18 protein-coding genes are annotated in these 23,573 nt (G+C 71.8%); 4 read left to right on the top strand and 14 right to left on the bottom strand.

Going from position 1 to position 23,573, the window contains the following annotated elements; translation table 11 throughout:
* Window positions 1-46 precede the first annotated feature (46 nt).
* The gene (locus AC5677_RS37265) at window positions 47-1,036 is read right to left on the bottom strand and encodes a C1 family peptidase (RefSeq protein ID WP_497192310.1); all 990 of its coding nucleotides are present in this window, start codon (window positions 1,034-1,036) and stop codon (window positions 47-49) included.
* Window positions 1,037-1,424: 388 nt separating this feature from the next.
* On the bottom strand, window positions 1,425-3,065 hold the full coding sequence (locus tag AC5677_RS37260; protein WP_497192309.1) for a sigma-70 family RNA polymerase sigma factor: 1,641 nt from the start codon (window positions 3,063-3,065) through the stop codon (window positions 1,425-1,427).
* 464 nt (window positions 3,066-3,529) lie between these two features.
* On the opposite strand from AC5677_RS37260, the gene AC5677_RS37255 reads away from it, so the two are divergent.
* The 3 genes from AC5677_RS37255 to AC5677_RS37245 all read left to right on the top strand — a co-directional run bounded on the left by AC5677_RS37255 (window position 3,530) and on the right by AC5677_RS37245 (window position 7,990).
* Window positions 3,530-3,664: a hypothetical protein gene (locus tag AC5677_RS37255; protein WP_497192308.1), complete on the top strand. Its 135-nt coding sequence runs from the start codon at window positions 3,530-3,532 to the stop codon at window positions 3,662-3,664.
* A 251-nt stretch (window positions 3,665-3,915) separates the two neighbouring features.
* The gene (locus tag AC5677_RS37250; RefSeq protein ID WP_497192307.1) at window positions 3,916-6,729 is read left to right on the top strand and encodes a SpoIIE family protein phosphatase; all 2,814 of its coding nucleotides are present in this window, start codon (window positions 3,916-3,918) and stop codon (window positions 6,727-6,729) included.
* A 232-nt stretch (window positions 6,730-6,961) separates the two neighbouring features.
* Window positions 6,962-7,990 (top strand): ABC transporter substrate-binding protein, encoded by a 1,029-nt coding sequence (locus AC5677_RS37245; protein ID WP_497192306.1) that lies wholly within the window; start codon window positions 6,962-6,964, stop codon window positions 7,988-7,990.
* Window positions 7,991-8,361: 371 nt separating this feature from the next.
* On the opposite strand, the gene AC5677_RS37240 is transcribed toward AC5677_RS37245, so the two are convergent.
* The gene (locus tag AC5677_RS37240; RefSeq protein WP_497192305.1) at window positions 8,362-9,306 is read right to left on the bottom strand and encodes a DUF5996 family protein; all 945 of its coding nucleotides are present in this window, start codon (window positions 9,304-9,306) and stop codon (window positions 8,362-8,364) included.
* Window positions 9,307-9,668: 362 nt separating this feature from the next.
* On the bottom strand, window positions 9,669-10,037 hold the full coding sequence (locus AC5677_RS37235) for an ArsR/SmtB family transcription factor (RefSeq protein ID WP_497192304.1): 369 nt from the start codon (window positions 10,035-10,037) through the stop codon (window positions 9,669-9,671).
* Between the two features lie 101 nt (window positions 10,038-10,138).
* Here AC5677_RS37235 and AC5677_RS37230 point away from each other — a divergent pair, with 101 nt between their 5' ends.
* Complete coding sequence (locus AC5677_RS37230; protein WP_497192303.1) at window positions 10,139-12,127, top strand: heavy metal translocating P-type ATPase; 1,989 nt, start codon at window positions 10,139-10,141, stop codon at window positions 12,125-12,127.
* Here AC5677_RS37230 and AC5677_RS37225 read toward each other — a convergent pair.
* Genes AC5677_RS37225 through AC5677_RS37180 form a run of 10 tightly spaced genes read right to left on the bottom strand, consistent with a single transcriptional unit; the run spans window position 12,057 to window position 23,536 of the window.
* On the bottom strand, window positions 12,057-13,739 hold the full coding sequence (locus AC5677_RS37225; RefSeq protein ID WP_497192302.1) for an ABC transporter ATP-binding protein: 1,683 nt from the start codon (window positions 13,737-13,739) through the stop codon (window positions 12,057-12,059). The genes AC5677_RS37230 and AC5677_RS37225 overlap by 71 nt on opposite strands.
* A complete protein-coding gene (locus AC5677_RS37220) occupies window positions 13,736-14,593 on the bottom strand; it encodes an ABC transporter permease (protein WP_497192301.1) in 858 nt (285 codons plus the stop codon). Before AC5677_RS37220 ends, AC5677_RS37225 begins: the two co-directional genes overlap by 4 nt.
* Complete coding sequence (locus AC5677_RS37215) at window positions 14,590-15,543, bottom strand: ABC transporter permease (RefSeq protein ID WP_497192300.1); 954 nt, start codon at window positions 15,541-15,543, stop codon at window positions 14,590-14,592. Before AC5677_RS37215 ends, AC5677_RS37220 begins: the two co-directional genes overlap by 4 nt.
* Window positions 15,540-17,147 (bottom strand): ABC transporter substrate-binding protein, encoded by a 1,608-nt coding sequence (locus AC5677_RS37210; RefSeq protein ID WP_497192299.1) that lies wholly within the window; start codon window positions 17,145-17,147, stop codon window positions 15,540-15,542. Before AC5677_RS37210 ends, AC5677_RS37215 begins: the two co-directional genes overlap by 4 nt.
* 26 nt (window positions 17,148-17,173) lie before the next feature.
* Window positions 17,174-17,995: a class I SAM-dependent DNA methyltransferase gene (locus AC5677_RS37205; RefSeq protein ID WP_497192298.1), complete on the bottom strand. Its 822-nt coding sequence runs from the start codon at window positions 17,993-17,995 to the stop codon at window positions 17,174-17,176.
* A gap of 13 nt (window positions 17,996-18,008) precedes the next feature.
* Window positions 18,009-19,268 (bottom strand): MFS transporter, encoded by a 1,260-nt coding sequence (locus AC5677_RS37200; protein WP_497192297.1) that lies wholly within the window; start codon window positions 19,266-19,268, stop codon window positions 18,009-18,011.
* A complete protein-coding gene (locus AC5677_RS37195) occupies window positions 19,265-20,317 on the bottom strand; it encodes a mandelate racemase/muconate lactonizing enzyme family protein (protein WP_497192296.1) in 1,053 nt (350 codons plus the stop codon). The genes AC5677_RS37200 and AC5677_RS37195 overlap by 4 nt, the downstream gene beginning before the upstream one ends.
* Window positions 20,314-21,411: a PLP-dependent cysteine synthase family protein gene (locus tag AC5677_RS37190; protein WP_497192295.1), complete on the bottom strand. Its 1,098-nt coding sequence runs from the start codon at window positions 21,409-21,411 to the stop codon at window positions 20,314-20,316. Before AC5677_RS37190 ends, AC5677_RS37195 begins: the two co-directional genes overlap by 4 nt.
* A complete protein-coding gene (locus AC5677_RS37185; RefSeq protein WP_497192294.1) occupies window positions 21,408-22,283 on the bottom strand; it encodes a Rossmann-like domain-containing protein in 876 nt (291 codons plus the stop codon). Before AC5677_RS37185 ends, AC5677_RS37190 begins: the two co-directional genes overlap by 4 nt.
* A complete protein-coding gene (locus AC5677_RS37180) occupies window positions 22,280-23,536 on the bottom strand; it encodes an ATP-grasp domain-containing protein (RefSeq protein ID WP_497192293.1) in 1,257 nt (418 codons plus the stop codon). The genes AC5677_RS37185 and AC5677_RS37180 overlap by 4 nt, the downstream gene beginning before the upstream one ends.
* Window positions 23,537-23,573 lie beyond the last annotated feature (37 nt).

Below are 23,573 nucleotides of genomic sequence, written 5' to 3'. Positions count from 1 at the left end.
GGCCCCGGCTGGGGCCCGACCCTTGGGGGGTGCCGGCTCTCGGGGCTCAGCGCTTGATGAGCTTGCCGACCGCGTTGGCTTCCCATGTCTGGTCGGTCAGGAACTTCCAGGACAGGTTGATGAATCCGCGGTCGCCCCAGCCTGAGCCCCAGGAGTTCTCCACCCGTACTCCCTTGCTGGTGTAGCCGACGATGGCCATCGCGTGGCCGCCGGCCATGGGGTCACCGGCCGTCGGGTAGTAGCTGTAGGAAGCCGCCGCTTGGGGTGTGACGTCGAAGAAGCTGTTGTGTACGGGCATCGCGACGGTGACCGGCAGGCCCTTGGCGAGCGCCGCCTTCACATCGGTCTTCAGCCGGCTTCCGGTGTGCAGCGGGGTGTAGCCGGACAGCTTCCACTTCGCTGCGTTTCTTGTCTCGCCGGCCGTTGGCTGGGATGTGTAGTCGAAGTCCCCCTGCCAGTAGTGCGACTTGGCATCGACACCCTGCTTCATCGCGATCCTGAAGTGATCGGCGAGGGAGGTCCCCCGCTGCTGCCCCTTGACGACCTGGGCGTAGGTGAACATGGGTGCCTGGGGCCCACCGGCGATCTTCTGCTCGCGCTCCAGGACGCCGTAGGCCGTGTAGTCGACGGCCCATGCGGCGCAGGAGCCGACCTGGCCCTGGTTGCCGGGGGCGGGCGCGTACTTGCTCAGGTCGACGCTTGCGGGAAGGGTGGCCTGGGCCGCCGACGGCTTCGCTCCGACCGTCGCGGAGGGCGCGAGCGCCGCCAGCCTGGGCTTGAGGGCCTTGCCGAGCGCTGCCTTCCGCCAGTCCTCCCGGGAGGGCACTGCGCCGGTGCCGAAGCGTTTCGGCTTTCCGGCCACCGTGCGGGGTATCTGCGAGGGCCGGGCGGATGCCGCAGGGTGGCCGGGGGGAGTCGGGGTGACCGCCGAGGACACTCCGACGGTGACGGCACCGACCACGCCTGCTGACGTGAGCGCAATGGCCGTGCGCAACCTGCCGCTCATCGCCTTCCACCGGTGCGAACCGTGAGTCATTGATGTCCTCATTCCTTAGTGGTGTCAGGGACCTGACACCTCTTGCTGTGGGGGCACGGACGCGAGCTGGGCCGGCCGCCGGGTTCGGCGCCTCCGCTCCGCGAAGCCCTCTTCCGCAAGGCCCTTATGACGCCTACGCCTTGGGAGATCCCTTGGGACGCGACGGATAACAGAAACCTGGCGCTGAATCTCTTTACCGCCCCGGAAGGGATGGACAGGAAAAGGCGGCCGACGCGCCAATTCCCGGCCATGGATACGTAACTCGGTTAAGAGAGGGGGGTGTTGGAAGCAAGGCGCTCGGCTGCCGGTCCGGAGAGAAGGTGCGGGCCGGCGATGGCCGCCACCCGCCTACTCCCGCTTGCGCCCGGTGAACCGTCGGTCAAAGTGCTCAGTCGGAAAAGTCCTGAGTGAGCCAGACAGTGCCCTTGGCATCCCGGTGGACGCCGATGCCGACGTGGTGGAACGACGTGCTGAGAATGTTTTGCCGGTGCCCGTCGTTGGGCGGCTTCTCGTCCAGCATGGACTGCGTCAGGCCAACGGCAGCGGAAGCGATCTGCTGAGGATCCGGCCCCGCCGATGCCTGCCCGATGTTCTCTCCGGCCGCTCCCCAGTGCACGCCCTGGGCCGTCTCCCGTTCGCCCAGAGCCGCTTCGCCAGGGCACTGGTGGGACAGGCCGCATCCGTCGTCCATCACGGAGTTGTGGGCCTGTGCGCTGCGGGTGAGCCCCGAGGCGAGGGTGTAGGGCGGCAGACCGTGGTCGGCCCGCGCCTTGTTGATCAGGGCGAGGACCTGCCGGGCGGCATCGACCGTGCGGCTCGGCCGGGGTGTCTGCACGGGCGATGCGGTCAGCGGCGGGCGGGAGGCCCGCTCGTCCCGACTCGCCGCGGCGGTCGCCCTGCGGCTCGGCGTAGCCGTCGGATGCGAGGAAGGGGCGCTGGTGGAACGGGGGGCCGAGGGTGTCGGGCTGGGTGAGCTCGCCGACGTCGCCGACGTGTGCCGGGGCACCGCCGCCGCGCTCGTGGTGTCGTGGCCGCCGCCGGACGAGACGAGAGCGATGGACAAGGCGGCTGCGGCAACGGTGGCGGTCGCCGCGGCGCCTCCGGCGGCCGCGGTCGCGCCCCGGGGGCGGGCCCGCAGGATACGGCGGACACCCCCGCCGCCCGGCTTGTGCGCGCGATGCGCTCCCCGCCGCACCGCTGCCTTGACCACCTGCTCGCTGCCGTTGGCGGAAATGCCCTGCTGGGAGGCCACGTTGACGATGGATGCACTGTGGCTGCCGGTCACCAGCCATATCAGGCCGGCCGCCGGCGGTACCAGGCCGAGACCGACGAGAAGCCCTTCCGCCGGTACCAAGCCGATCCAGTACCCCGAACACGCCGCGCAGCCACGCGCGTGCCGGGCTATTCGCTTACGCCACAGCGCGGAGGGGACGCCGTCCCAGTGGGCCACCATCGTCAGCAGTTCCTCGCAGCGCGGCTCTGCCGACAGCGCTCGCACGACGACCCTGGCCGTCTCCAACTGGATCTTCATCCGCTGCACCCGTACCGCTGTGTGCTGCGGGGACAGTTCCAGGGCGGCGGCTACCTCCTCACGGGTGAGCTCGCCCGCCGCCTCCAGCCACCACAGCGACAACAGTGCGCGGTCGTCCTCGTCCAGCCACCGGGTCGCCTCGGCGACCTCCCGGCGCTGACCGGCAAGGCCCAGGCGGATGATGGTGAGATCGACGAAGTCGGTAGCAGGATCGGCGAGGTCGGCGACGTCGTCCACCCGTGTATCGGCCGGTGACGCCTGCTTGCTGCGCCAGTGCCGGCGTATCTCGTTCATCGTCACGGCCACCAGCCATGAGCGGAACCGGTCGGGATCGCGCAGCCCGTCGAGCCCCTGCAGCATGCGGAGCATGGACTCCTGCACCACATCATCGACATCGGCATGGCCGCGAAGTGCGCGGCCCACGATGTTGTAGACCAGCGGCAGAAAGCCGGCCACAAGCTCGTCCTGCGCCTGCTGATCCCCAGCACGCGCGGCCATCACAGTCGCTTTTCCAGGATGTGAGTCCACGTTCCGGGTTCCTTCCTCGCTGTGCAATCGGTCGTTCTCTGGATGGGGATCCTTCCGCCCTGGCCGGATAACAGAAAACCGTCGGAGTATTTCCATGCGGCCGGCTTCATGCGCGACCGAAGGGGGCGAGGGCACTCATCGACGTGAAATGGGTAAAATCGCGGAGAAATCACTGCACAGTCGCATGTGCTTGACAGTCGACGTACGTGACGCCCTTCACTCCGGGCCGGGCAGTGCGCGAACCGCCATGGCCGCCGGAGCGAGTGGACGACGCGTCCGAATTCGTCGACTTCTCCCGTGCCTTGCCGCGTTTGTGGCGATTGCGCGACGCGCCGGGAGGACTGCCGCAGCAGGGCTCCGGGCCGAAGGAGATTCCGGGGGCAAGCCTGCGAGCTGCTCATGGAGGCGGGGCCCCGCCCAATGGGGCGCAATACGTGGACGTCCGGAACGGAGACGGATTCCTGCTGTGGCAGGGCGAGGACATCAACACCCTCGGCAACCGCCGCGCCGAGGTCGGCCCCGGCCCCCTCGGGGACCACCAGTCCCCGAGCCACACAGCTCATCCCTGATCACAGGGTGAGGGCCTCGGCAGCCGAGCCACCGGCCGCGCTCCAGGCCGCCTACGCGGAGCTCTACCGACGTAACCCCAGGGTGACGGAGTTCCCCGGGCCGTCAGAGAGGTCCCGCGCGCCATCGCATCCGTACTCCGGAGGCACCTGGAATACCCGGACCCTGGATCGTCGACCGCCTGGTTGCGCTCATCGGACTCTCCCAGCCGCACAGTAAGGAGCAGAGCCGCAGAAAGCGGTAGAAAGGGGGTATGCGCGGACTTCCGGGCCAGCTGTGGCACAGGTTTCTCCACTCGTGCGGGAACCTCCGTGTGCCCGGCCGACACTCTCGCCGGGGACGTGCGCGTCAGACTCGCCAAGAGCGCAAACAGCCCCGTGCGCACAGGGTGCGCAGTCTCGCCGGCCAGGTGTTCATCCTCCAACTGGTGGTTGTGGTGCTGCTCCTCGCCGCCGCCGTTGCGGCCCTCGTGGTGCAGGCTCAGCACGAGAGCACATCGGACGCCCGGCACCGGACGCTCGCCGCGGCCCAGGCGTTCGCAAGCGCTCCGGGGATGCTCACGGCACTGCACAGCTCCCATCCGTCCGCGGTGCTCGAGCCGCGTGCCAAGGCGGTCCAGAAGGCCGCCGACGTCGACGCCGTCATCGTGTACGGGCTGGACGGGATCACCATTGCCCACAGCAGCGAGCCGGCCCGGATCGGGCAACAGGTCGTCGGCCCCTACTCGGAGGCGGCCGCCGGCCGGGCGTTCACCAGGACCTTCGAGAGCTCGCTGGGGCGCTCCGTGATCTCGGTGGTCCCCGTCAAGGACACCGACGGCTCGGTCCTCGCCATCGTCGCGGCCCCGGTCACGATCGAGAATGTGCAGCACGCGGTCAACCGACAGCTGCCCGTCGTCTTCGGGAGCGCGGCAGTGGCCCTCGCCCTCGCGGCGGGCGGGGCGGGACTGGTGAGCCGTCGGCTGCGGCGGCAGACGCACGGCCTGGACCCGTCCGAGATGACTCGGATGTATGAGCACCACGACGCCGTCCTGCACGCGGTGCGTGAAGGGGTTCTGATCACCGGTGGTGACGGGCGTCTGCTGCTGGCCAACGACGAGGCCCGCCGCCTGCTGGACCTGCCGGCGGACGCGGAGCGGCGCCCCGTGACGAGCCTGGGGCTGGATCCGGGCCTCGCCGGGCTCCTGTCGTCCGAGCATCCGGCCACCGACGAGGTGCATCTGGCGGCCGACCGGCTCCTGGCGGTCAACAAGCGGCCCACCGCCCCTTACGGGCCGGCCGGCAGCGTGGTGACGCTGCGCGACACCACGGAACTGCAGGAGCTGAGCGGCAGGGCCGAGGCCGCCCGCGGTCGGCTGAATCTGCTGTACGAGGCCGGGGGGCGGATCGGGACCACGCTGGATGTGGTGCGCACCTGCGAGGAACTCGCGGAGGTGGCGGTCCCCCGGTTCGCCGACATCGTCACGGTCGAGCTGCTGGAGCCGGTCCTGGGCGGCGAGGAGCCGACCGGGGTGAGCACCGAGATGCGCCGCACCGCGGCCGTAGGTCTGGGGAAGCAGCACCTCTACCCCGTCGGCGAGCTGATCCGGTTCGTGCCCTCCAACCCCATCGCCACCGGGTTGGTCAGGGGGTGTCCGGTCGTCGAGGCGGACCTGAGCACCTCCGCAGGCTGGCGGGCCCAGGACCCCGAACGTGCCCAACGGGTCCTGGACCAGGGCATCCGCGCCCTGGTCACGGTGCCGCTCCAGGCCCGCGGGGTGGTGCTGGGCGTGGCGAGCTTCTGGCGTGCGCAAGTCTTGCCGCCGTTCGAGGACGACGATGTGTCCTTCGCCGAGGAGCTCGCGGCCCGGGCGGCGGTGTGCATCGACAACGCGCGCCGGTTCACCCGGGAGCATGCCGTGGCGGTCACGCTCCAGCGCAGCCTGCTGCCGCGGAGCCTGCCCGAGCAGACCGCGGTGGAGGTCGCATACCGCTACCTGCCCGCGCGGGAAGGGGTGGGCGGGGACTGGTTCGACGTCATCCCGCTGCCGGGGGCCCGGGTGGCGCTGGTGGTCGGCGACGTCGTCGGGCACGGTCTGCATGCGGCGGCAACCATGGGACGACTCCGCACCGCGGTGCACAACTTCTCCACCCTCGACCTGCCGCCCGAGGAACTGCTGGCCTACGTGGACGAACTGGTGGCCCGGATCGATTCCGACGAGGCCGCAGCCGAGGAGGACGGGCAGGGGGTCACCGGGGCCACCTGCCTGTACACCGTCTACGATCCCGTCTCCGGGCAGGTGGTCACCGCTACCGCCGGCCACCTGGGACCTGCAGTGGTCCACCCGGACGGAACCGTGGCTTTCCCGCAACTGCCGGTCTCCCCGCCGTTGGGCCTGAGTGCAGGTCTGCCCTTCGAGAGCGCCGAGCTGACCCTGCCCGAGGGCTCGCAGCTGGCGCTCTACACCGACGGGCTGGTCGAGGACCGCGACCGCGACCTGGACGCCGGCCTGGCAGCCCTGCGCCGGGCCCTGGCCGGGCCCGGGCGGGCTCCGGAGGCCACCTGCGCCGCGGTGATCGAGGCCATGCTGCCCGCCCGGCCCAGTGACGACATCGCGCTGCTGGTGGCCCGCACGCATCGGCTCGGCTCCGAGCGGGTCGCCGAGTGGGACGTGCCCCGCGATCCGGCGGCGGTGGCCCCCGTCCGCACCGCCTGCATCCGCCGTCTGGCCGACTGGGGCCTCGCCGAGATCGGCTTCATCACCGAGCTGATCCTCAGCGAACTGATCACCAACGCGATTCGCTACGGCGCCGAGCCGATCCACGTCCGGCTGTTGCACGACCGTACGCTGATCTGCGAGGTCTCCGACGGCAGCAGCACCTCCCCGCATCTGCGCCGGGCCAAGACCACCGATGAGGGCGGCCGCGGGCTGTTCCTCGTCGCCCAGTACGCCCAGCGCTGGGGCACCCGCTACACGCCCACCGGCAAGATCATCTGGGCCGAATGCTCCCTCCACGACGAAGGCACCCCGGCCGGGGAAGGCCTCGGCGAGATCCTTCTCGGCCAATGGGACGACCTGGCGCCGTGAGGTGGGCGCGGGGGCGCCGCACGACCTTCCACACCGCCCCACCCGGGACCACGCCGGGCGCAGCTACGGCCACCGGCCAGGCAGCCGACTTACGCTGAGCCTCGTGACCCCGCCCACTCGGCCCCCACGTGCCCGAGCGGCGGCCGCCGTCGCCGGCTGCTGCCTCACCCTCTTGGCACTGGCTGTGAGTGCCTGCGGCGAGCCGTACAAAGCTCCGCCCAAGAGGTCGTCGATGGCCACCTCCGCCGAGGACATGGGCGGTATGAAATCCCTCGTCGCCGCTGCCAAAAAGGAGGGCACCCTCAACACCATCGCCCTCCCCCGCGACTGGGCGAACTACGGCGCGCTGATCGACGGCTTCGAGCGGAAGTACGGGATCCGGGTCAGGGTCGAGAATCCGGGGGGTTTCAGCCAGGACGAGATCAACACGGTGAAGGCGCGCAAGGGCCAGGCCACTGCCCCCGACGTGCTCGACGTCGGCGACTCGTTCGCGGACGCCGGTGCCCAGCAGGGCCTGCTCGCTCCGTACCGGGTGGCCGCGTACGACAGCATCCCGGAGAACCAGAAGGATCCGGGCGCCCGCTGGTACAACAACTACGGCGGCTATATCTCCATCGGCTGCGCCGCCGAGCTCGTCAAGACCTGCCCCAAGACCTTCGCCGATCTGAAGAAGCCCCAGTACAAGGGCAAGGTCACGCTGGACGGCGACCCCACCCGGTCCGCGTCCGCGTTCGCCGGGGTGTACGCGGCCGCCCTCGCCAACCACGGATCGTTCGACGACATCCAGCCGGGCATCGATTTTTTCGCGGAGCTCAAGAAGGCCGGCATTTACAGCCCCGTCCGCACCACCGTGCCACCGGTCGACGAGGGCGGGTCACCGATCATCATTGGCTGGGACTTCCTCAACCTCAGCCGCACCGACCCGCTCCGCCGCAAGGGCGTGGACTGGCGGGTCTCCATCCCCTTCGACGGGAGCTTCGCCGAGTACTACGCGATGGCGATCAACAAGTACGCCCCGCATCCGGCGGCCGCGCGTCTGTGGCAGGAGTACCTCTTCAGCACCGAGGGCCAGAACCTGCGGCTCTACGGCTACGCGCGTCCGGTTCTGATGGCCGTCATGGCGGAGGACGGGACCCTCGACAAGGCCGCCGCCGCAAAGCTGCCGACCGTCGAGGGCACGCCGGTCTTCCCGACGGAGACACAGATTCAGAAGGCGAGGGAGGCCATCGCCCGGGGCTGGACCGATGCCGTCTCGGACTGACCCGCCGGGGCGAAAGACGCCGTGTCAGGCGAAAGACGGCGTGTCAGGCGCCAGGCGGGAAACCTCGGCGTCTTTGCTGACCGCCACGGTGGTCTTGGAGGTCTGCATACCGGCCCGGTACTGAATCGCGCCGGAGACACCGCAGGCGGTGTACGGCGCGGCGGGGCACCCGTTCCTCACCGGCTTCGAGCCGGGCGAGGGCCGGTCCTGGAACGTCGGGACCGGCGAGTACGACGACGGGCCGCAGTTGCGCCGGCCCGTCGCCCACCGCTCGGACCGGCCGACGCCGGGCCCTGGGACAGCACACATAGGTCCCCGCGGGCTGGGCGCGTCAGCTGCATCGATCCCCTGGTCTTCGGCCGGAGGCGGGTTCAGCCCTGCCGGGCTGTCAGCTGTGGGTCCGTCACCCCGCCGGGGCAGGCGAGCCGTTCGATGTCCCAGCCGGCGCGCCCGGCGCCGGCCCGGTACGCGCTTTCGTAGAAGGCGAGGCCGGCGGCACGGGGATCGCTCTGGACCCGGGCGTCGTCGTAGCGCAGCACGGCCAGGTGGCTACCGCCCCGCGCGTGCCAGCGTGCCGCCGTGGGCACGAGCGGCTCCTCGGCCAGATGCGCGGGCTCCGGAGCGGTGTAGGAGTAGAACGCGGGCTCGGCGAAGGTGTCGTCCCCGAACCAGAAGCCGAAGCTGATCACCTCCCGGGAGTACGCCTCCCGGGTCACCGGGTCGACCTGCGGCGGCTGGTCGACGCGCCGCTCGGAGAACCGGGTATGGGCGATGTCGAAGGTGTGCCAGAAGTGGTGCACCGGGCTGGATTTCCCCGAGAAGCCCGTCGCGAACTCCTCCAGCACCGACGCCACCTGGCTGAGGACCCGCCAGTAGCGGTTGGCATGCCGGGGATCGTACGTCGCGTGCTCGGTGTCCTCGGCGAACGGCCGGGCGGCGTCGGGCAGGTCGAACGGCCGGGGGATGTCGAGCCGCACCCGGACGCCCAGCGCGGCCAGCGCGGCCATGACCGCGTCGTGGAAGGACGCCACGGACCGGCCGATGAGCGGGAGGGAGATCTCCCGGCCGTCCAGAGTCGAAACCACCAGCTGATGGCCGACGAAGTCGAAATCCATCGTGTAGATCGGATTGCCGTCGGCCTGCCCCATCGGGCGAGTGGTGATGCCGCGCCCGGTGAGGTGGAACGGGACATTCCACCAGTGATTGCGCCGGGTGCTCCCGGCGAGGCGGACCTTCCCGACGACCTGCGCGAAGCGGTGGAGCGTTTCCTTGGTGTCACTCCACTCGGCGAGCGGGATCGGCGGGAACAACTCCATCGTCAACACCTTCCCCTTCCCTCCCGACGCTCCTGACGGCCGGACGGGGCCTGGAAGACCATGATGACCAAGCCGGACAGACGCGGCATCTCGTCAAACCCGGGAGGCGTATCGGCGTGCGTGCGCGGCACCGCCGCAGTTGGCCGAGCGCGTCTTCGGAATCGGCTCGGATCGGCCCACGGATGGTCCTGTCCACGAGCTCGTGCGGCATTCGCGGATGACGGACATCAGCGATGCGTGGAGGAGGCCGACACCTGTCGCCGTGAGGTGCGGCATGCAAGTGCCCGGCACTCGCGCTTCAACGCCAACCATCCGGGGTACGCGTCTCTCCCTCCCCACCGGAACTTCGCACTGAAGTGGGGTCAACCGGCCGGGGCGGCGTCCGCGTTGTCGCGTACGCCGAGGCGCAGGTGCTCGATGTGGTAGACGGCTTCGTCCAGCAGTTGGGCGACGTGGTTGTCGTAGAGGCTGTAGACGATGCTCCGTCCGGTGCGACGGCCGGTGACGAGGCTGAGTGCGCGCAGCAGTCGCAGTTGGTGGGAGACGGCGGACTGCTCCATCCCGACGGCTGCCGCGAGCTCGGTCACCGGCAGCGGCCCATGCCGCAGCCGGGTGAGGATCAGCAGCCTCGACGGCGTGGCCAAGGCCTGGAGGGTCGCCGCGATATCGGCGGCGCTGTCCGCATCCAGCTGCGCAGGCGGAGTGGCCCGGCCGTCAATTCCGTGTCCCATACGACCACCCTACCGGGAGCAATACATGAAGACCTCTTCATTATTTCCTGTACCGTGTCAGGGTCCCACCGCCACGCTCCTCGCGAAGGGCCTCTTTCCGCATGTCCTCGACCCTCACCGAAGCCCCGCAGACCACCGGCGTCGGCCAGTCGGCAACCCCGCGACGCCGCACCCGGGTCTTCGCGCTGGCCGAAGCCCGTTGGGCCGCCTTCGCCACGGCCGCATTCCTCCTTGCGCTGTCACTGCAGCTGACCGGCGTCAGCGCCTGGACCTGGGGCCCGCTGTACGCCGTGACGTATCTCGCCGGCGGATGGGAGCCGACCCGGGAGGGTCTGGGGGCGCTGCGTGCGAAGACCCTGGACGTGGACCTGCTGATGATCGTCGCGGCGCTCGGGGCAGCGGCGATCGGTCAGGTGATGGACGGCGGCCTGCTGATCGTCATCTTCGCCACCTCCGGTGCCCTGGAGGCCCTGGCCACTGCCCGCACGGCGGACTCGGTGCGCGGACTCCTCGACCTCGCCCCCGCCACCGCCACCCGCCTGCACGACGACGGCCGTGAGGAGACAGTGACCAGCCAGGAACTGGTGATCGGCAACGTGATCCTGATCCGGCCCGGGGAGCGCATCGGCGCCGACGGGCGGGTCCTGGACGGGGCGAGCGACGTCGACCAGGCCACCATCACCGGTGAGCCCCTCCCCGCGGCCAAGGAGGTCGGCGACGAGGTGTTCGCCGGCACGCTGAACGGCACCGGCGCTCTGCGGGTGAGGGTCGAACGGGACGCCTCCGACTCGGTGATCGCCCGCATCGTGAAGATGGTCGAGGAAGCCAGCGAGACCAAGGCCCCGACCCAGCTGTTCATCGAGAAGGTCGAGCGCCGGTACTCCGTCGGCGTCGTCTTCGCCGCCCTCGCCGTGTTCGCGGTTCCGCTCGGCTTCGGCGCAGACGTGACCGGGGCCCTGCTGCGGGCGATGACGTTCATGATCGTCGCCTCGCCGTGCGCAGTGGTGCTGGCCACCATGCCCCCGTTGCTGTCCGCCATCGCCAATGCCGGCCGTCATGGGGTGCTGGTCAAATCGGCGGTCGTCATGGAACGCCTCGGTCGGATCGACGCGGTGGCGCTGGACAAGACGGGCACCCTCACCGAAGGCACCCCGTACGTCACGGACATCCGCCCGCTGGCCGGATCCGGCCTGACCGAGAACGCGCTGCTGGCCCTGGCGGCCGCGGCCGAGCATCCCAGCGAACACCCCTTGGCCCGCGCGGTGGTCGACGCTGCCCGGGAACGCGGCCTGAGCCTCCCGCCCGCCGAGGACTTCACCTCCGTACCCGGAGTCGGCGTCACCGCCACCCTCGGCGGCCGGAAGATCTCCGTCGGCGCTCCCGCCCGGCTTTCCGGAGCCGCAGACGATGAGCCCGGCCCGGTCCGGGCCGTCTCACGGGGCCTGGAGGACGAGGGGCGCACCGCCGTGGCCGTTCTGCGGGACGGCACACCGGTCGGTGTCCTGGGCATCGCCGACCGGCTGCGACCGGACGCCTTCGCCACCGTGGCCGCCCTCGGTGAACTCACCAGCACCTCCCCGATGCTGGTGACCGGCGACAACCCTCGCGCCGCCGCCCGCCTCGCCGAAGAGGTCGGTATCGCCGATGTACGCGCCGGACTGCTGCCCCACGACAAGGTCAGCGCCGTTCGGCAGCAGGAACAGGCCGGGTGGAAGGTCCTGGTGGTCGGCGACGGCATCAACGACGCCCCCGCCCTCGCCGCGGCCCACACCGGCATCGCCATGGGCCGGGCCGGCTCCGACCTCGCGCTGGAGACCGCCGACGCCGTGGTCGTCCGCGACGAGCTGGCAGCCATCCCCACCGTGGTGGCCCTCTCACGCAGTGCCCGCCGTCTGGTGGTGCAGAATCTGGTCATCGCGTCGGTGTGCATCTCCGGCCTGGTCATCTGGGACCTGGCCGGGCAACTGCCGCTGCCCCTGGGCGTCGCCGGACACGAGGGCTCCACCGTCATCGTCGGCCTCAACGGGCTGCGCCTCCTGCGGGACGCGGCGTGGAAGCGCGCCGACAGCCGGCCCCGGGCGACGCGATGAGCGGCGCCACGCCGTTGGGCAGCCCGCTCCGATCCCCGCTCCTCTCCATGAGCGAGACCGTGAACGGGTGCCGCGGCTCGGTCAGTATGCGGTGGGCCGGGCCCTGTTCGACCAGCTCGCCCGCCTCCACTACCGCGATGCGGTGGGCGAGGCGCGCGGCGTCAAGGTCGTGGGTGATCAGCATGAGGGACATGTCCGCACGGTCGCGGAGCAGATCCGCGAGGGCGTCGAGGATGCCGCGGCGCGTGACGGTGTCGAGGCCGGAGGTGATCTCGTCGCAGATCAGGACCCTGGGCCGGGCCAACAGGGCGCGGGCCAGGGCCGCCCGCTGGAGTTCGCCGCCGGAAAGCTCCCGGGGCAGGCGGTGGGTCGTTTCGGGTGGGAGGCCGAGGCCGGTCAGTGTCGTCAGGGCCTCCTGGACGGCTGACCGAGGGTCGACGCCGCGCAGGCGTACCGCGGTACGGGCGACCTGGTCGAGGACGGGACGGTGCTCGTCGAAGGCGGCCCGCGCGTCCTGGAAGACGTACTGCACGGCCGCCAGCTGCGCGCGACCGCGCTGCCGTACGCTGCGCGGCAGTGGGGTGCCGTCGAGGTGGACGTGGCCGTCGTGGTCGCGGTGGAGGCCGGCCAGGCAGCGCGCGAGGGTGGTCTTTCCGCTGCCTGAGCGGCCGACGACGGCCAGCGACTCACCAGGGCGCAGGGCGAGTTCGGGGGTTCGTAGCACCACGGCGGCACCATGGGCGCCGTCGCGGTGGCGGGCGGTGAGATGGCGTACGTGCAGGACGGGCCGTCCGGTGTCGGACGGGGGCTCGGGCCCGGTGAACGAGGTCCGGGTGTCGAGCAGTTGGCGGGTCCACTCGTGACGCGGTGCGCGCCACAGCCGCTGGACCGGGCCCGATTCCACGACCCGGCCCGCACGCATGACGAGGACCTCGTCGGCGAGGGCATGCACCACATCGAGGTCGTGGCTGAGCAGCACGACGGCGATGCCGCGTGCCGCCAGCGCTGCCAGTTGGTCGACGAGGCGGCTCTTGGTCAGCGCATCCTGTCCGGTGGTGGGTTCGTCGGCGACGATGACGCGGGCACCCAGCAGCAGCGCCTGCGCGAGGACGACGCGCTGCTGCTGGCCCCCGGACAGCTGGTGTGGATAGCGCCGCAAGAGGGCCTCGGCGTCCGGGAGCTGGGCGTCGGACAGGGCTCGCAGGATGCGTTCGCGGGCGGCCGCCCGGCGCTGGGTACGAGGCAGGTCGCGCACCTGGACGCGGGCGATGTCGTTCAGCAGTGCCGAGATCCGGCGGGCGGGGTTGAGGACGGACGCCGGATGCTGGGGCACGTAGCCGACCGGGCCGTCGGAGGCGACGCGGACGTCACCGGTGACCTGGGCACCCGGCGGGTACGCGCCGAGCAGGGCGAGGCCCGTGGTGGTCTTGCCGCTGCCGGAGGCTCCGACGAGCGCCGTCACCCTGCCGGGCAGCGCCCGCAGCCGCACGCCGTCCACGATCGCCCGGCCGTCGATCTCCACACGCAGGTCACGGATCTCCGCGACGGGGGACGGTTCGGCATCGGTGCTTGCGCCCGTCGTCGGAGCGGTCGTGTCGTTCCGTTCGGTCACGGCCGTGGTTTCCTCTCTCCCCGGCGCCGGCCGGGCTTGTGGAGCGCCGCGTCGAAGAGCAGGTTGCTGCCCGTGGTCAGCGCGACGATCAGCAGCGCGGGCACCACCACGGCCCACGGCTGCACGAACAGTCCGGTGCGGTTGCGGTCCACCATCACCGCCCAGTCGGCGGCGTCCGGCGCGACGCCGACGCCGAGGAAAGCGGCGGTGGCCACGAGGTACAGCACGCCGGTGAGCCGGGTGCCGGCGTCGGCGGCCAGGGTGCGCAGTATCGAGCGCCCGACGTAGCCGACGGCCGCGCGCCACCACGTCTCGCCCTGCATGCGCAGCGCCTCGACCGCCGGGCGCGCCGCGGCTTCGGCGGCGGCCGCGCGCACGATCCGGGCCGCGTCCGGGACGTTGACCAGCGCGACGAGCAGGGCGAGCCCGACGGCGCCCGGTGTGAGCACGGATGCCACGAGAAGGATCAGCAGAAGGGACGGCACCGCCAGCAGGACGTCCAGCGGCCGCAGCAGCGTCTCCTCCAGCCAGCGGCGGTGGGTGAGCGCGCCGATGAGTCCGACGGGCAGCGCCACGAGGTAGGCCAGGGCCGTCGCGGCGAGCGCGGTCAGCACCACCGGCCGGCCGCCGAGCAGTACCTGACGCCCTACGTCACGGCCCACGAAGTCGGTGCCGAACCAGTGTCCGCCGCCGAGGGTGAAGGAGGCGGTCCGCGCGCCCGGGTCGCCCGCGAACAGCGGCCCCAGGACGGCGAGGACGAGGGGTACGGAGATGACGGCGAGCCCGAGGGCGTAGCGGCGCAGCCGTACGGCCTCACAGGAACCGGACAGGGGCGTGGAGGACGTGCGGGTCACGCGGCCACCCCCGACCGCGGTGCGAGTCGGTGGGCGACCAGATCGGCGCCGAGGTTGAGTACGACGGTCAGGACGCCGAAGACCACGGCGAGGCCCTGCACCACCGGTACGTCGCGTTCGGCGACGGCGTTGAGCAGGACGGTCCCGAGTCCGGGGATCACGAAGAGGGCCTCCACGACGATGACGCCGCACAGCAGCCAGTCGATGGTGCGGGCGAGCTGCTGAACGGCCGGGGCGAGGGCATTGGGCAGGGCATGGGCGTAGCGGACGCGGGCGCCGCCGATGCCGTAGCGGCGGGCGTGCACCGCGTACGGCGCGGCCAGGGCGTCGACCATGCCGGCGCGGACCAGGCGGGCCAGCGAGCACACCGGCCGGGAGAGCAGTACGAGGACGGGCAGGAGCAGCGCTGCGGGGTGCGCGAGCAGGTCGGTGCCGTAGCCGACGGCGGTGGGTGGCAGCCAGCCCAGGTGGAGGGCGAAGACGGTCACCAGCAGCACTCCGAGGGCGAATTCGGGGACCGCGTAGACCGCGAGTGTCGCGGAGCTGATCAGCCGGTCGGCGAACCGCCCTTCGTGGCGGGCGGCCAGTACGCCGAGGCCGAAGCCGGCCGGGACGAGCAGTGCCACGGTGAGCGCGGCCAGCAGCAGGGTGGGGCCGAAGCCGTCGGCGAGGTACTGGCTGACGGGCCGTCCGGAGGTCACGGAGGTGCCGAAGTCGCCGTGCAGCAGGCCCGCCGCCCACTCGGCCAGCCGCTCGTATGCAGGCCGGTCGAGGTGCATGGCCTCGCGGATGGCCGCGATGCGGGCGGGGTCGGGCTGGTCGCCGGCGAGGGCGACGGCGGCGTCGCCCGGCAGTGCCTCGGTGAGCGCGAAGACCAGCAGCACGACGGCCACGGTCTGTGCGACGCCGAGGAGCAGCCGCCGGGCGACGAAGGAGCGCAGTCCCGTCACGCCAGCCACACCTTGTCGAACCGCGCCCAGTCGAGCGTGTTGGCGGGCGCCTTCCGGTCAACCCCCTTCACCTTGCGGGCCGTTCCCAGGATCCAGTCGGCGAAGCCCCAGATCAGGAAGCCGCCTTCGGTGTACAGGCGACGCTGCATGCGCGCGTAGACGGCCGCCCGGTCCTTGGTGTCGCGGGTGGACTGTGCCTGCTGGTAGAGGGCGTCGAAGTCCTTGTGGTGCCACTTGGTGGCGTTGGTGGTGGAGCCGGTCAGCAGCCGTTGGGAGATGTGGGCCTCGATGGGCATGGCTCCGGAGCGGTAGCAGCACAGCGTGCCGGAGTCGAGGATGTCGCTCCAGTACGTGTCCTTGCTGCCCGTCCTGACGTCGATGGTGACGCCCGCCTTCTCGGCCTGGTCGCGGAAGATGCCGGCGGCCTCGGTGAATCCGGCGGCGACGGCCGAGGTGTCGAGGGTGACCTTGAGCTTCTCGGCGCCGGCCTGCTTGAGCAGGGCGCGGGCGCGGCCCAGGTCCTGCTCGCGCTGGGCGAGGCCGTCGGCGTAGTACTCGTAGCCCTTGCCGAACAGGTCGTTGCCGATCTCCCCGGCGCCGGACAGGGCACCGTCGACGAGCTCCTTGCGGTCGGCGATCAGGAAGAACGCCTGGCGCACCCTCTTGTCGTCGAACGGGGCCCGGTCGGTCTTCATCGCGAAGCCCTGCATGGCGCTGTTGCGCAGCCGCACGATCTCGATCCGGCCCTTGCCCTCGTGCGCGCGGGCGGTGGTGGGGGCGAGTTCGTGGGCGTACTCGACCTGTCCGCCGAGGAGTGCGTTGACGCGTGCGGACTCCTCGTTGGCGACGACGAATTCGATCTCGTCGAGGTGCGGGGCGCCCTCCCAGTACTCGTCGTAGCGGCGGAAGACGGCCGAGCGGCCGGGGGCGAAGGAGACGAAGCGGAAGGGGCCGGAGCCGATCGGCTTCCTGTCGAAGGCGGTCGCGTTCTCGGGAACGATGTACGCGCCGAACGCGGCCAGGATGTTGGGGAATTCGGCGGTGGGACGCTTGAGGACGAACTCGATGCTCCGCTTGCCGGTGGCGCGGCTCGCGTCGAGGTCGATGGGCTCCAGGGACGCCTTGGCGCGGAAGGCCTTCTTCGGGTCGGCGATCCGGCGGTAGCTGTACAGGACGTCCTGGGCAGTGACCGGCTTGCCGTTGTGGAAGGTGGCCTTGCGCAGGGTGACCTGCCAGCGGTCCAGGGTCTTGTTCGCCTGCCACTTCTCGGCGAGGCGGGGTTGCGCGGACAGGTCGGCGCCGTAGTCGGCGAGTTTGTCGAAGAGCGCCTTGGCGCGGGCGACGTCGGCGAAGAGGTTGGCCAGGTGGGGGTCGAGGGTCTCGCCGGCGCCGCCCCCGGCGAAGGCGGCGCGCAGCCGCCCGCCCCGCCGGGGCCTGCCGTCGCCCTCACCCGTGCCGTCGTCGGAACCGGGGCCGCCGCAACCGGTGAGCGCGAGTGCGCCGAGCGAGGCGGCGCCCGTGGCGGCGAGGAAGCCACGGCGGCGCAGGCCCGGGAAGGAGTGTTCGGCCGGGGAGGGGAGGTGGCGGGCGAATTCGTCGTTCATGCGGGTTTCCTCGTGGTGTGGATGGGTCACGGTGCCGGCTCGGTGAGCCGGGTGAGCCGGGCGACGACGTGCAGCCGGTCGGCGTCCGTCGCGTCGCCCGGGGACATGCCTTCGTGCCAAGGCGGCTCGGTGCGCGGGCCCGGACCGTCGTGCAGGTCGAGGACGTCGAAGCCGTGCGCGGCCAGGAGACGGCGGAGTTCCTGCGGGAACAGCAGCCGCCATGCGGAGCGCTGTTCGACGGGCGGTGATCCGTCGTCCGCGGTCCATACGCGGGTTCGGCGCAGGAGTTGGGCGGTGCGGTCCACCGTGAGCGTGGTGGTGGACCGGTAGGCCGTGCCCTGCCAGGCGAACTCGTGGACGGTGGGGGTGTCGAGCAGGTCGGTACGGCCCAGGAAGTAGGCGCCGTTACGCATCTCCGCGACGAGCAGGCCGCCCGGGGTCAGCGCGCGACGGCAGGAGGTCAGAAAGCCGTCGAGCTGGGCGTTGGTGTGGCAGTACAGCAGGGAGCTGTCCAGGCAGACGACCGCGTCGAATGCGCTGTGGCCCAGGTCGAACCCGTGCAGGTCGGCACGGACGTACGCGGGACCGGGGTGGTGGGCGCGAGCGTGGGCGAGCATCGCCTCGGAGAGGTCGGCGCCGGTCACCGTCCGGCCGCCGGTGTGCAGGTGGGCGGCGTCGCGGCCGGTGCCGCAGCCCATGTCCAGGACCCGGGGTCCTGCGCCGTACCGTCGCAGGCAGTCCTCCGTCCAGCGTGCGGCCAGCCGGTCGGCGTCGGGGAAACGGGCCTCGTACAGCTCGGGGTTGTCGGTGAGCAGGTTGCGCAGGCGCTCGGTGTCGGTGCGGCTCATGTCGTCTCCTTCCTCAGGCCGCCGCCGTCACGGCGGGCTTCGGCGTCGTCGGCAGCGCGTTGCGCCGGTGCAGCCAGGCCACGCCGCATGCGGAGGCGAGACCGAACAGGGCGCAGCAGGCCCAGGGCAGCCAGGGGGCGCCGTGTTCCCCGGTGTCCATGGCCCAGCCGACGGCGGCGTTGCCGGCCGCGGCGGCGATGCCGGAGACCGCGTAGAAGATCCCGTAGTAGGTGCCGGTCAGCTCCGGGCGGCCGAAGCCGGGGATGAGCTCCAGCACGAAGGGCTGGGCGATCATGACGCCGAGGTAGAGGAGGAGGACACCGAGCAGGACGGGGAGCGTGCGCAGCACCGCGTCGGCGGTGCCGTCCGGGGCGCCGGATCCGCCCGCCGCCAGTGCCGGTGGCAGGAAGCCCAGCGCCATCAGGGCGAGCCCCGCGGTGATCCAGCGTGCCCTGTCGCCGCGCCCCTTGAGAAAGCGCGTGATGCGCAGTTGCAGGGTGAGGTTGGTGACGGTGCCGACGAGGAAGACGAGGCCCGCCGCGCCGTCCCAGCCGGTGGTCCGCCGGGCTCCGTCGGGCAGCAGCAGGTAGAGCTGGTTCTGCAGGGTGAACATGCCGACCATGGCGAGCGCGAAGGCCAGGAAGGCACGGTTGCCGAGGACCTCGCGCCAGTCGGCGAGGACGCCGCCCTCGCTCGGCTCCACCTGGCGCGCCGGCAGGACCAGGGCCTGCGCGACGGTGAGGACGGCGAAGATCCCGGCGGCGGTGAGCGCGGACGTACGGAAGTCCACGAGGAGCAGCGCGCTGCCCAGCAGCGGGCCGATCAGCGCGCCGGTGGTGGCGAAGACGTTGAACAGGGCGAACGCCTCGGCCTTGCGCTCTCCCGCCTCCTGTGCGAGGTAGGCGCGCACGGCAGGGTTGAACAAGGCGCCGGCGAGCCCGCTGAGCACCGAGGCGGCGAGCAGCACGGCCGGCCCGTCACCCAGCGCGAACAGCGCGAATCCGACGGTGCGCAGGGCGCAGCCGGCAATGATGACGCCGCGCGCGCCGAGCCGGTCGGAGGCGGAGCCACCGATGAGGAAGAGGCCCTGCTGGCTGAGGTTGCGGACGCCGAGGACGATCCCTACGACGGCCGCCGACATGCCCAGGTTCTGGCCGAGGTGGGTGGCGAGATAGGGGATGAGGAGGTAGAAGCCGGTGTTGACACCGAGCTGGTTGGCCAGCAGGAGGCGGATGGCCGGAGGGAACCGGCGCATCTCGTGCCAGATCTTCATGCCCCCTCCTCCATGCTCCGCCGAACTCCCAGGCCGGGTCGGTCACTTGCCCGTACGAAGCCGTCGGTGCCGCCGATCCCGGTCCACGGGTCGTGGGCGAGCAGCAGGTGTCCGTCGAGGTCGGCCCAGCGGGCGCGGTCGGCCAGGTGGACGGCGGGGGCGAGGCCGAGGCTGCTGGCCGTCAGGCAGCCGAGCATCAGCGCGGTGCCGCTGCCCTCGATCGCCTCGGCGATGCGCAGGGCCGCGTGGACGCCGCCGCACTTGGCGAGCTTGACGTTGACACCGTGCACGCGTCCGGCCAGGCGGCGGACGTCCTCCAGGCTCACGGCGTCCTCGTCGGCGATCACCGGGAGCGGTGAGCGGGCGGCGAGCGCGCCGAGCGCCTCCGGATCACCCGGTGCGAGGGGCTGTTCGACGGCCTCGACACCGAGGTCGGCGAACCGGGGCAGCAGGGCGTCGGCCTGGGCCGTGGTCCAGGCGCCGTTGGGGTCGAGGAGCAGCCGGGCCCGGGGCGCGGCCGCACGGATGACGCGTACCCGCTCCACGTCGTCCTCGGGGTCGGGCGCTCCCGCCTTGACCTTGATGACCTCGAAGCCGCTCGCCGTGAGGCGGCGCGCCTCGGCCGCGGCGCGCACCGCCGAGGTGATGCCGATGGTGCGGGCCGTGGCGGCCACCGGAGCGGTGGCGGCCCCGAGGAGCCGGTGGACCGGACTGCCGGCGCGCCGGCCGGCGAGATCGAGGAGCGCGGCCTCGACGGCGGCGGTCACGGCCGGCGGCGTGTCCTCCCTGGCCAGTTCGCCCGCGCGCAGGGCATCAAGGACGCTTTCGGGGTCACGGAAGCGGAGGAGGTCCGTGTCGACGGCCGCGAAGAGCCGTTCGAGGGTGGCGGCGTCGAGCCCGTAGTAGACGCTGGTGACGGCCTCGCCGTGGCCGCGCAGCCCGGCGTGTTCGACGGTCAGCCACACGGCGTCCCGTGCGGCCATGGTGGAGCGGGAGATGCGCAGCGGCTCGGCGAGGTCGAGGCGTACGGTGCGCTGGGTGGCCTTCACAGGTTCTCTTCCGGAGGGTGCGGGGATATGGGGGCCCGGAGCGGGTCGGTGACGCGGGTGCAGCGGACCCATCCGGCGGCCTCGGCCGCGCGGGGGTGCGGTATTTCGACGGGTCGGGTGGCCGCGGCGGACGGGTCGAGGCCGTGCGCGGCGGTGAAGTCGTCGTCGTAGACCGTGCCGAGGTAGCGGTGCGGACCGTCGGGGAAGACGGTGGCGACCGCCGCCCCGGGGTGGACGCGGGCGGCCCAGGCCGAGACGAGGGCGACCGCGCCGGTGCTCCAGCCGCCGCTGACGAAGCTGCCCCGGGCGAGCCGCCGACAGCTGTCCACGGCCTCGGCCGGGCCGACCCAGTGGACTTCGTCGAAGGCGTCGTAGGCGACGTTGCGCGGATGGATGCTGCTGCCCAGTCCGCGCATCAGCCGGGGCCGGGCGGGCTGGCCGAAGATCGTGGAACCGGTGGCGTCGACGCCGATGAGCCGCAGGGCGGGCCAGCGCCGCCGCAGCGGACCGATGATGCCCGCGCTGTGGCCGCCGGTGCCGACGCTGCACACCAGGACGTCGAGGTGGTCGAGCTGGGCCGTGAGTTCGGCGGCCAGTGAGGCGTAACCTGCGGTGTTGTCGGGGTTGTTGTACTGGTCGGGCCAGTAGGCGCCGGGCAGTACGGCGAGCAGTTCGCGCAGCCGGGCGAGGCGGGCGGCCTGCCAGCCGCCCTCGGGGGCCGGACGGTCGACGAGTTCAAGGTGGACGCCATGGGCACACAGCAACTGCCGCATGGAGGGCTCCAGTTCCCGGTCGCCGATCAGCACGACCGGGTGGCCGAGTGCCTGCCCGGCGAAGGCCAGGCCGATGCCGAGGGTGCCGGAGGTGGACTCCACCACCGGTGCACCGGGCCGTAGTTCGCCGCGCTCGCGGGCACCGAGCAGCATCGACATGGCGGCCCGCGCCTTCATCCCGCCGGCGGCGAGTCCTTCGAGCTTGGCCCAGAATCCGGGGTGGGGGCCCGGCAGATCAGCGGTGATGCGGACCAGTGGCGTACGGCCGAGCAGGGCGAGCAGCTCCGGGCGGGCGGCGGGGCGGACAGCGGTCGCGGTCATATGTCGCCTCCCGGACAGGTGCTGCCGTACGGACCCCGGTAGCGGTGGACGGCTCCGGGCCCGCCGTCGAGCCAGAAGAAGGGGTACGGCTCGGCGCACACCGCGCTCACGCCGTGGCCGAGGAAGCGGGGCAGCACGGCGCTGCCGGTCTGGGCGAACATCACCAGCTGCTTGCCGTGCAGCAGAGCGTGCCGCCGCAGCGGTTCGAAGGTGCCGTTGCCGAGGGTCATACCGGAGACGAGGAGCGCATCGCAGCGGGCGGCCTCGGCGAGCGCATCGGTGACGACCGGCTCGCCCCACTCCGTGATGCCGCCCTTGAGGTCGCACGGGACGTACCGGAGGCCGCGTGCACGCAGCGCTTCCAGGAGCGAGTTGACGACTCCGATCACCAGCACCGTGGCCCCGGGCGGCAGGTCGATCAGCTCGGCGACCGCCTGCGCCCGCGCCCGGGACTTCTCCAGCGACGACCCGGCGGGCAGCGGGAAGGGACGCGCCCCGTTCTCCGGGCTGTGCGGGCTGACGTGCATCAGGTACGCATCCAGGGCGGCCACCCGCACCGCCGGCAGCGGATGCTCCAGAAGCCGGGCCACATCCGCACCCACGCAGTCGTCGAGCGCACTGTCGGGCAGCGCGCCGGGCTCGACCGCGCAGGAGCCGACGGCATCGGCCAGGCGGAGGCTGAGCACCTCGTTGCGATAGCCGGTGCCGCGCCCGTCGTGCCGTACGGCCTGCCTGGTGGTGAAGGCCACGGCGATCCGCTGCGTGGCCGGGTCGGGGCCCAGCCCGCCCGTGCGGACGCGGTCCACGAGCTCGCCGTACGTCCGGCACGTCGCGTACTCCACCGTGCCGGCCGCGCCGGTGACGGCGGTCATCGGATCACCAGCCCCGCACGCAGCCCGGCCAGCAGGGCCTCGACGCGGTCGCGGGCACCTGGCCCCTCGGCGTCACCGGCCATGACGTGCCCGAGGTACTCGTTGTTGCTGCCCGCCGCCTTCACCACCTTGCCGGGGTCGGCGAGCTGCACCTCCAGCACGTCCGGTGCGTCCCGCAGTTCGCCGCCGTCCAGCGCTTCGAGCGTGCCGGTGGTCCCCGGCACCACAAATCCGATGGCGGCGCTGCGCAGTCCGGTGTCCGTACGCCGCAACTCGGGTTGGCGGCCCAGCGCGACCTCCACGCAGGCCGCCGCGAGGTCGATGCCGGTGACGTGGCGGATCAGTTCGGTGATGCGGTTCCCGGCGGGACGCGGGTTGACCTCGACCACGCGCGGGCCGGCGGCGGTCAGCTTGATCTCGGTGTGTGCCACGACACCGTCGACGAGCCCGAGCGCCTTCAGGGCGCGCAGCGCGGTCCGCTCGGCGGCCTCGGCGTCGGCGGGTGTCAGGGCGGCGGGGAACATATGGCCGGTCTCGATGAAGGCGGGCGCCCCGCCGACGCTCTTGTCGGTCACGCCGACCACGTGGACCGTCCCGGCACACGAGACGGTCTCGACGCTCACCTCGGGGCCGTCCAGCAACTCTTCGAGCAGGACGAGGGGCGCGCGCCGCTGCCCGCGCGCATTGACCGGGAAGTCCGCCAACGCACGGTACACATCGGCGAGTTGTGCCTCGTCCTCCACACGCCGTACGTACATTCCGGCGCACAGGTCGACGGGCTTGACCACCAGCGGGTATCCGATCTCCCGGGCGGCGCCCGCGATGTCGATCCATTCCTCGTGTACGGCGAAGCGCGGCCCCGGCACCCCGGCATCGGCGAGGACGCGGCGGGTGGCGTCCTTGCGGCAGGCGTGCTCCATCGCTTCCGGGCCGGGGCCCGGCAGACCGAGCCGCTCGGCGATCCGCGCCACCGTCGGCAGGTAGTAGTCGCAGGACGTGACCACCCCGTCGAACCCCCACACCGCATGCAGCCGCTCGGCTTCGGACAGCAGGGCCTCGGTGTCGTTGGTCTCGGCGGTGATGATGTTGCGGGCACCGAGCAGCGGGTGCGCCGTCCCCTCGGGCGCCGAGCGCAGGTAGTGGTGCAGGTCACGGGTGAGGAACGTGAACGTGTGCCCGCCCTCCCGTATCGCCCGCGGCAGCAGTCGGCTCATCGCACCGACCCAGCTCTCGACCACCAACAGATGAGCCACAACTCCCCTTCCGGGCTTGGAATTCAGACATGGGACA

Source organism: Streptomyces sp. JLSY215, assembly GCF_059682825.1.
This window is presented reverse-complemented; position numbering and strand designations above follow the sequence as displayed.

Excerpts from the sequence above, each read along its gene's own strand:
- AC5677_RS37265 (WP_497192310.1), bottom strand. The coding sequence starts at position 1,036 with ATGACTCACGGTTCGCACCGGTGGAAGGCGATGAGCGGCAGGTTGCGC.
- AC5677_RS37260 (WP_497192309.1), bottom strand. The coding sequence starts at position 3,065 with ATGGCCGCGCGTGCTGGGGATCAGCAGGCGCAGGACGAGCTTGTGGCC.
- AC5677_RS37250 (WP_497192307.1), top strand. The coding sequence starts at position 3,916 with ATGCGCGGACTTCCGGGCCAGCTGTGGCACAGGTTTCTCCACTCGTGC.
- AC5677_RS37245 (WP_497192306.1), top strand. The coding sequence starts at position 6,962 with ATGGCCACCTCCGCCGAGGACATGGGCGGTATGAAATCCCTCGTCGCC.
- AC5677_RS37240 (WP_497192305.1), bottom strand. The coding sequence starts at position 9,306 with ATGGAGTTGTTCCCGCCGATCCCGCTCGCCGAGTGGAGTGACACCAAG.
- AC5677_RS37235 (WP_497192304.1), bottom strand. The coding sequence starts at position 10,037 with ATGGGACACGGAATTGACGGCCGGGCCACTCCGCCTGCGCAGCTGGAT.
- AC5677_RS37230 (WP_497192303.1), top strand. The coding sequence starts at position 10,139 with ATGTCCTCGACCCTCACCGAAGCCCCGCAGACCACCGGCGTCGGCCAG.
- AC5677_RS37210 (WP_497192299.1), bottom strand. The coding sequence starts at position 17,147 with ATGAACGACGAATTCGCCCGCCACCTCCCCTCCCCGGCCGAACACTCC.
- AC5677_RS37205 (WP_497192298.1), bottom strand. The coding sequence starts at position 17,995 with ATGAGCCGCACCGACACCGAGCGCCTGCGCAACCTGCTCACCGACAAC.
- AC5677_RS37200 (WP_497192297.1), bottom strand. The coding sequence starts at position 19,268 with ATGAAGATCTGGCACGAGATGCGCCGGTTCCCTCCGGCCATCCGCCTC.
- AC5677_RS37190 (WP_497192295.1), bottom strand. The coding sequence starts at position 21,411 with ATGACCGCGACCGCTGTCCGCCCCGCCGCCCGCCCGGAGCTGCTCGCC.
- AC5677_RS37185 (WP_497192294.1), bottom strand. The coding sequence starts at position 22,283 with ATGACCGCCGTCACCGGCGCGGCCGGCACGGTGGAGTACGCGACGTGC.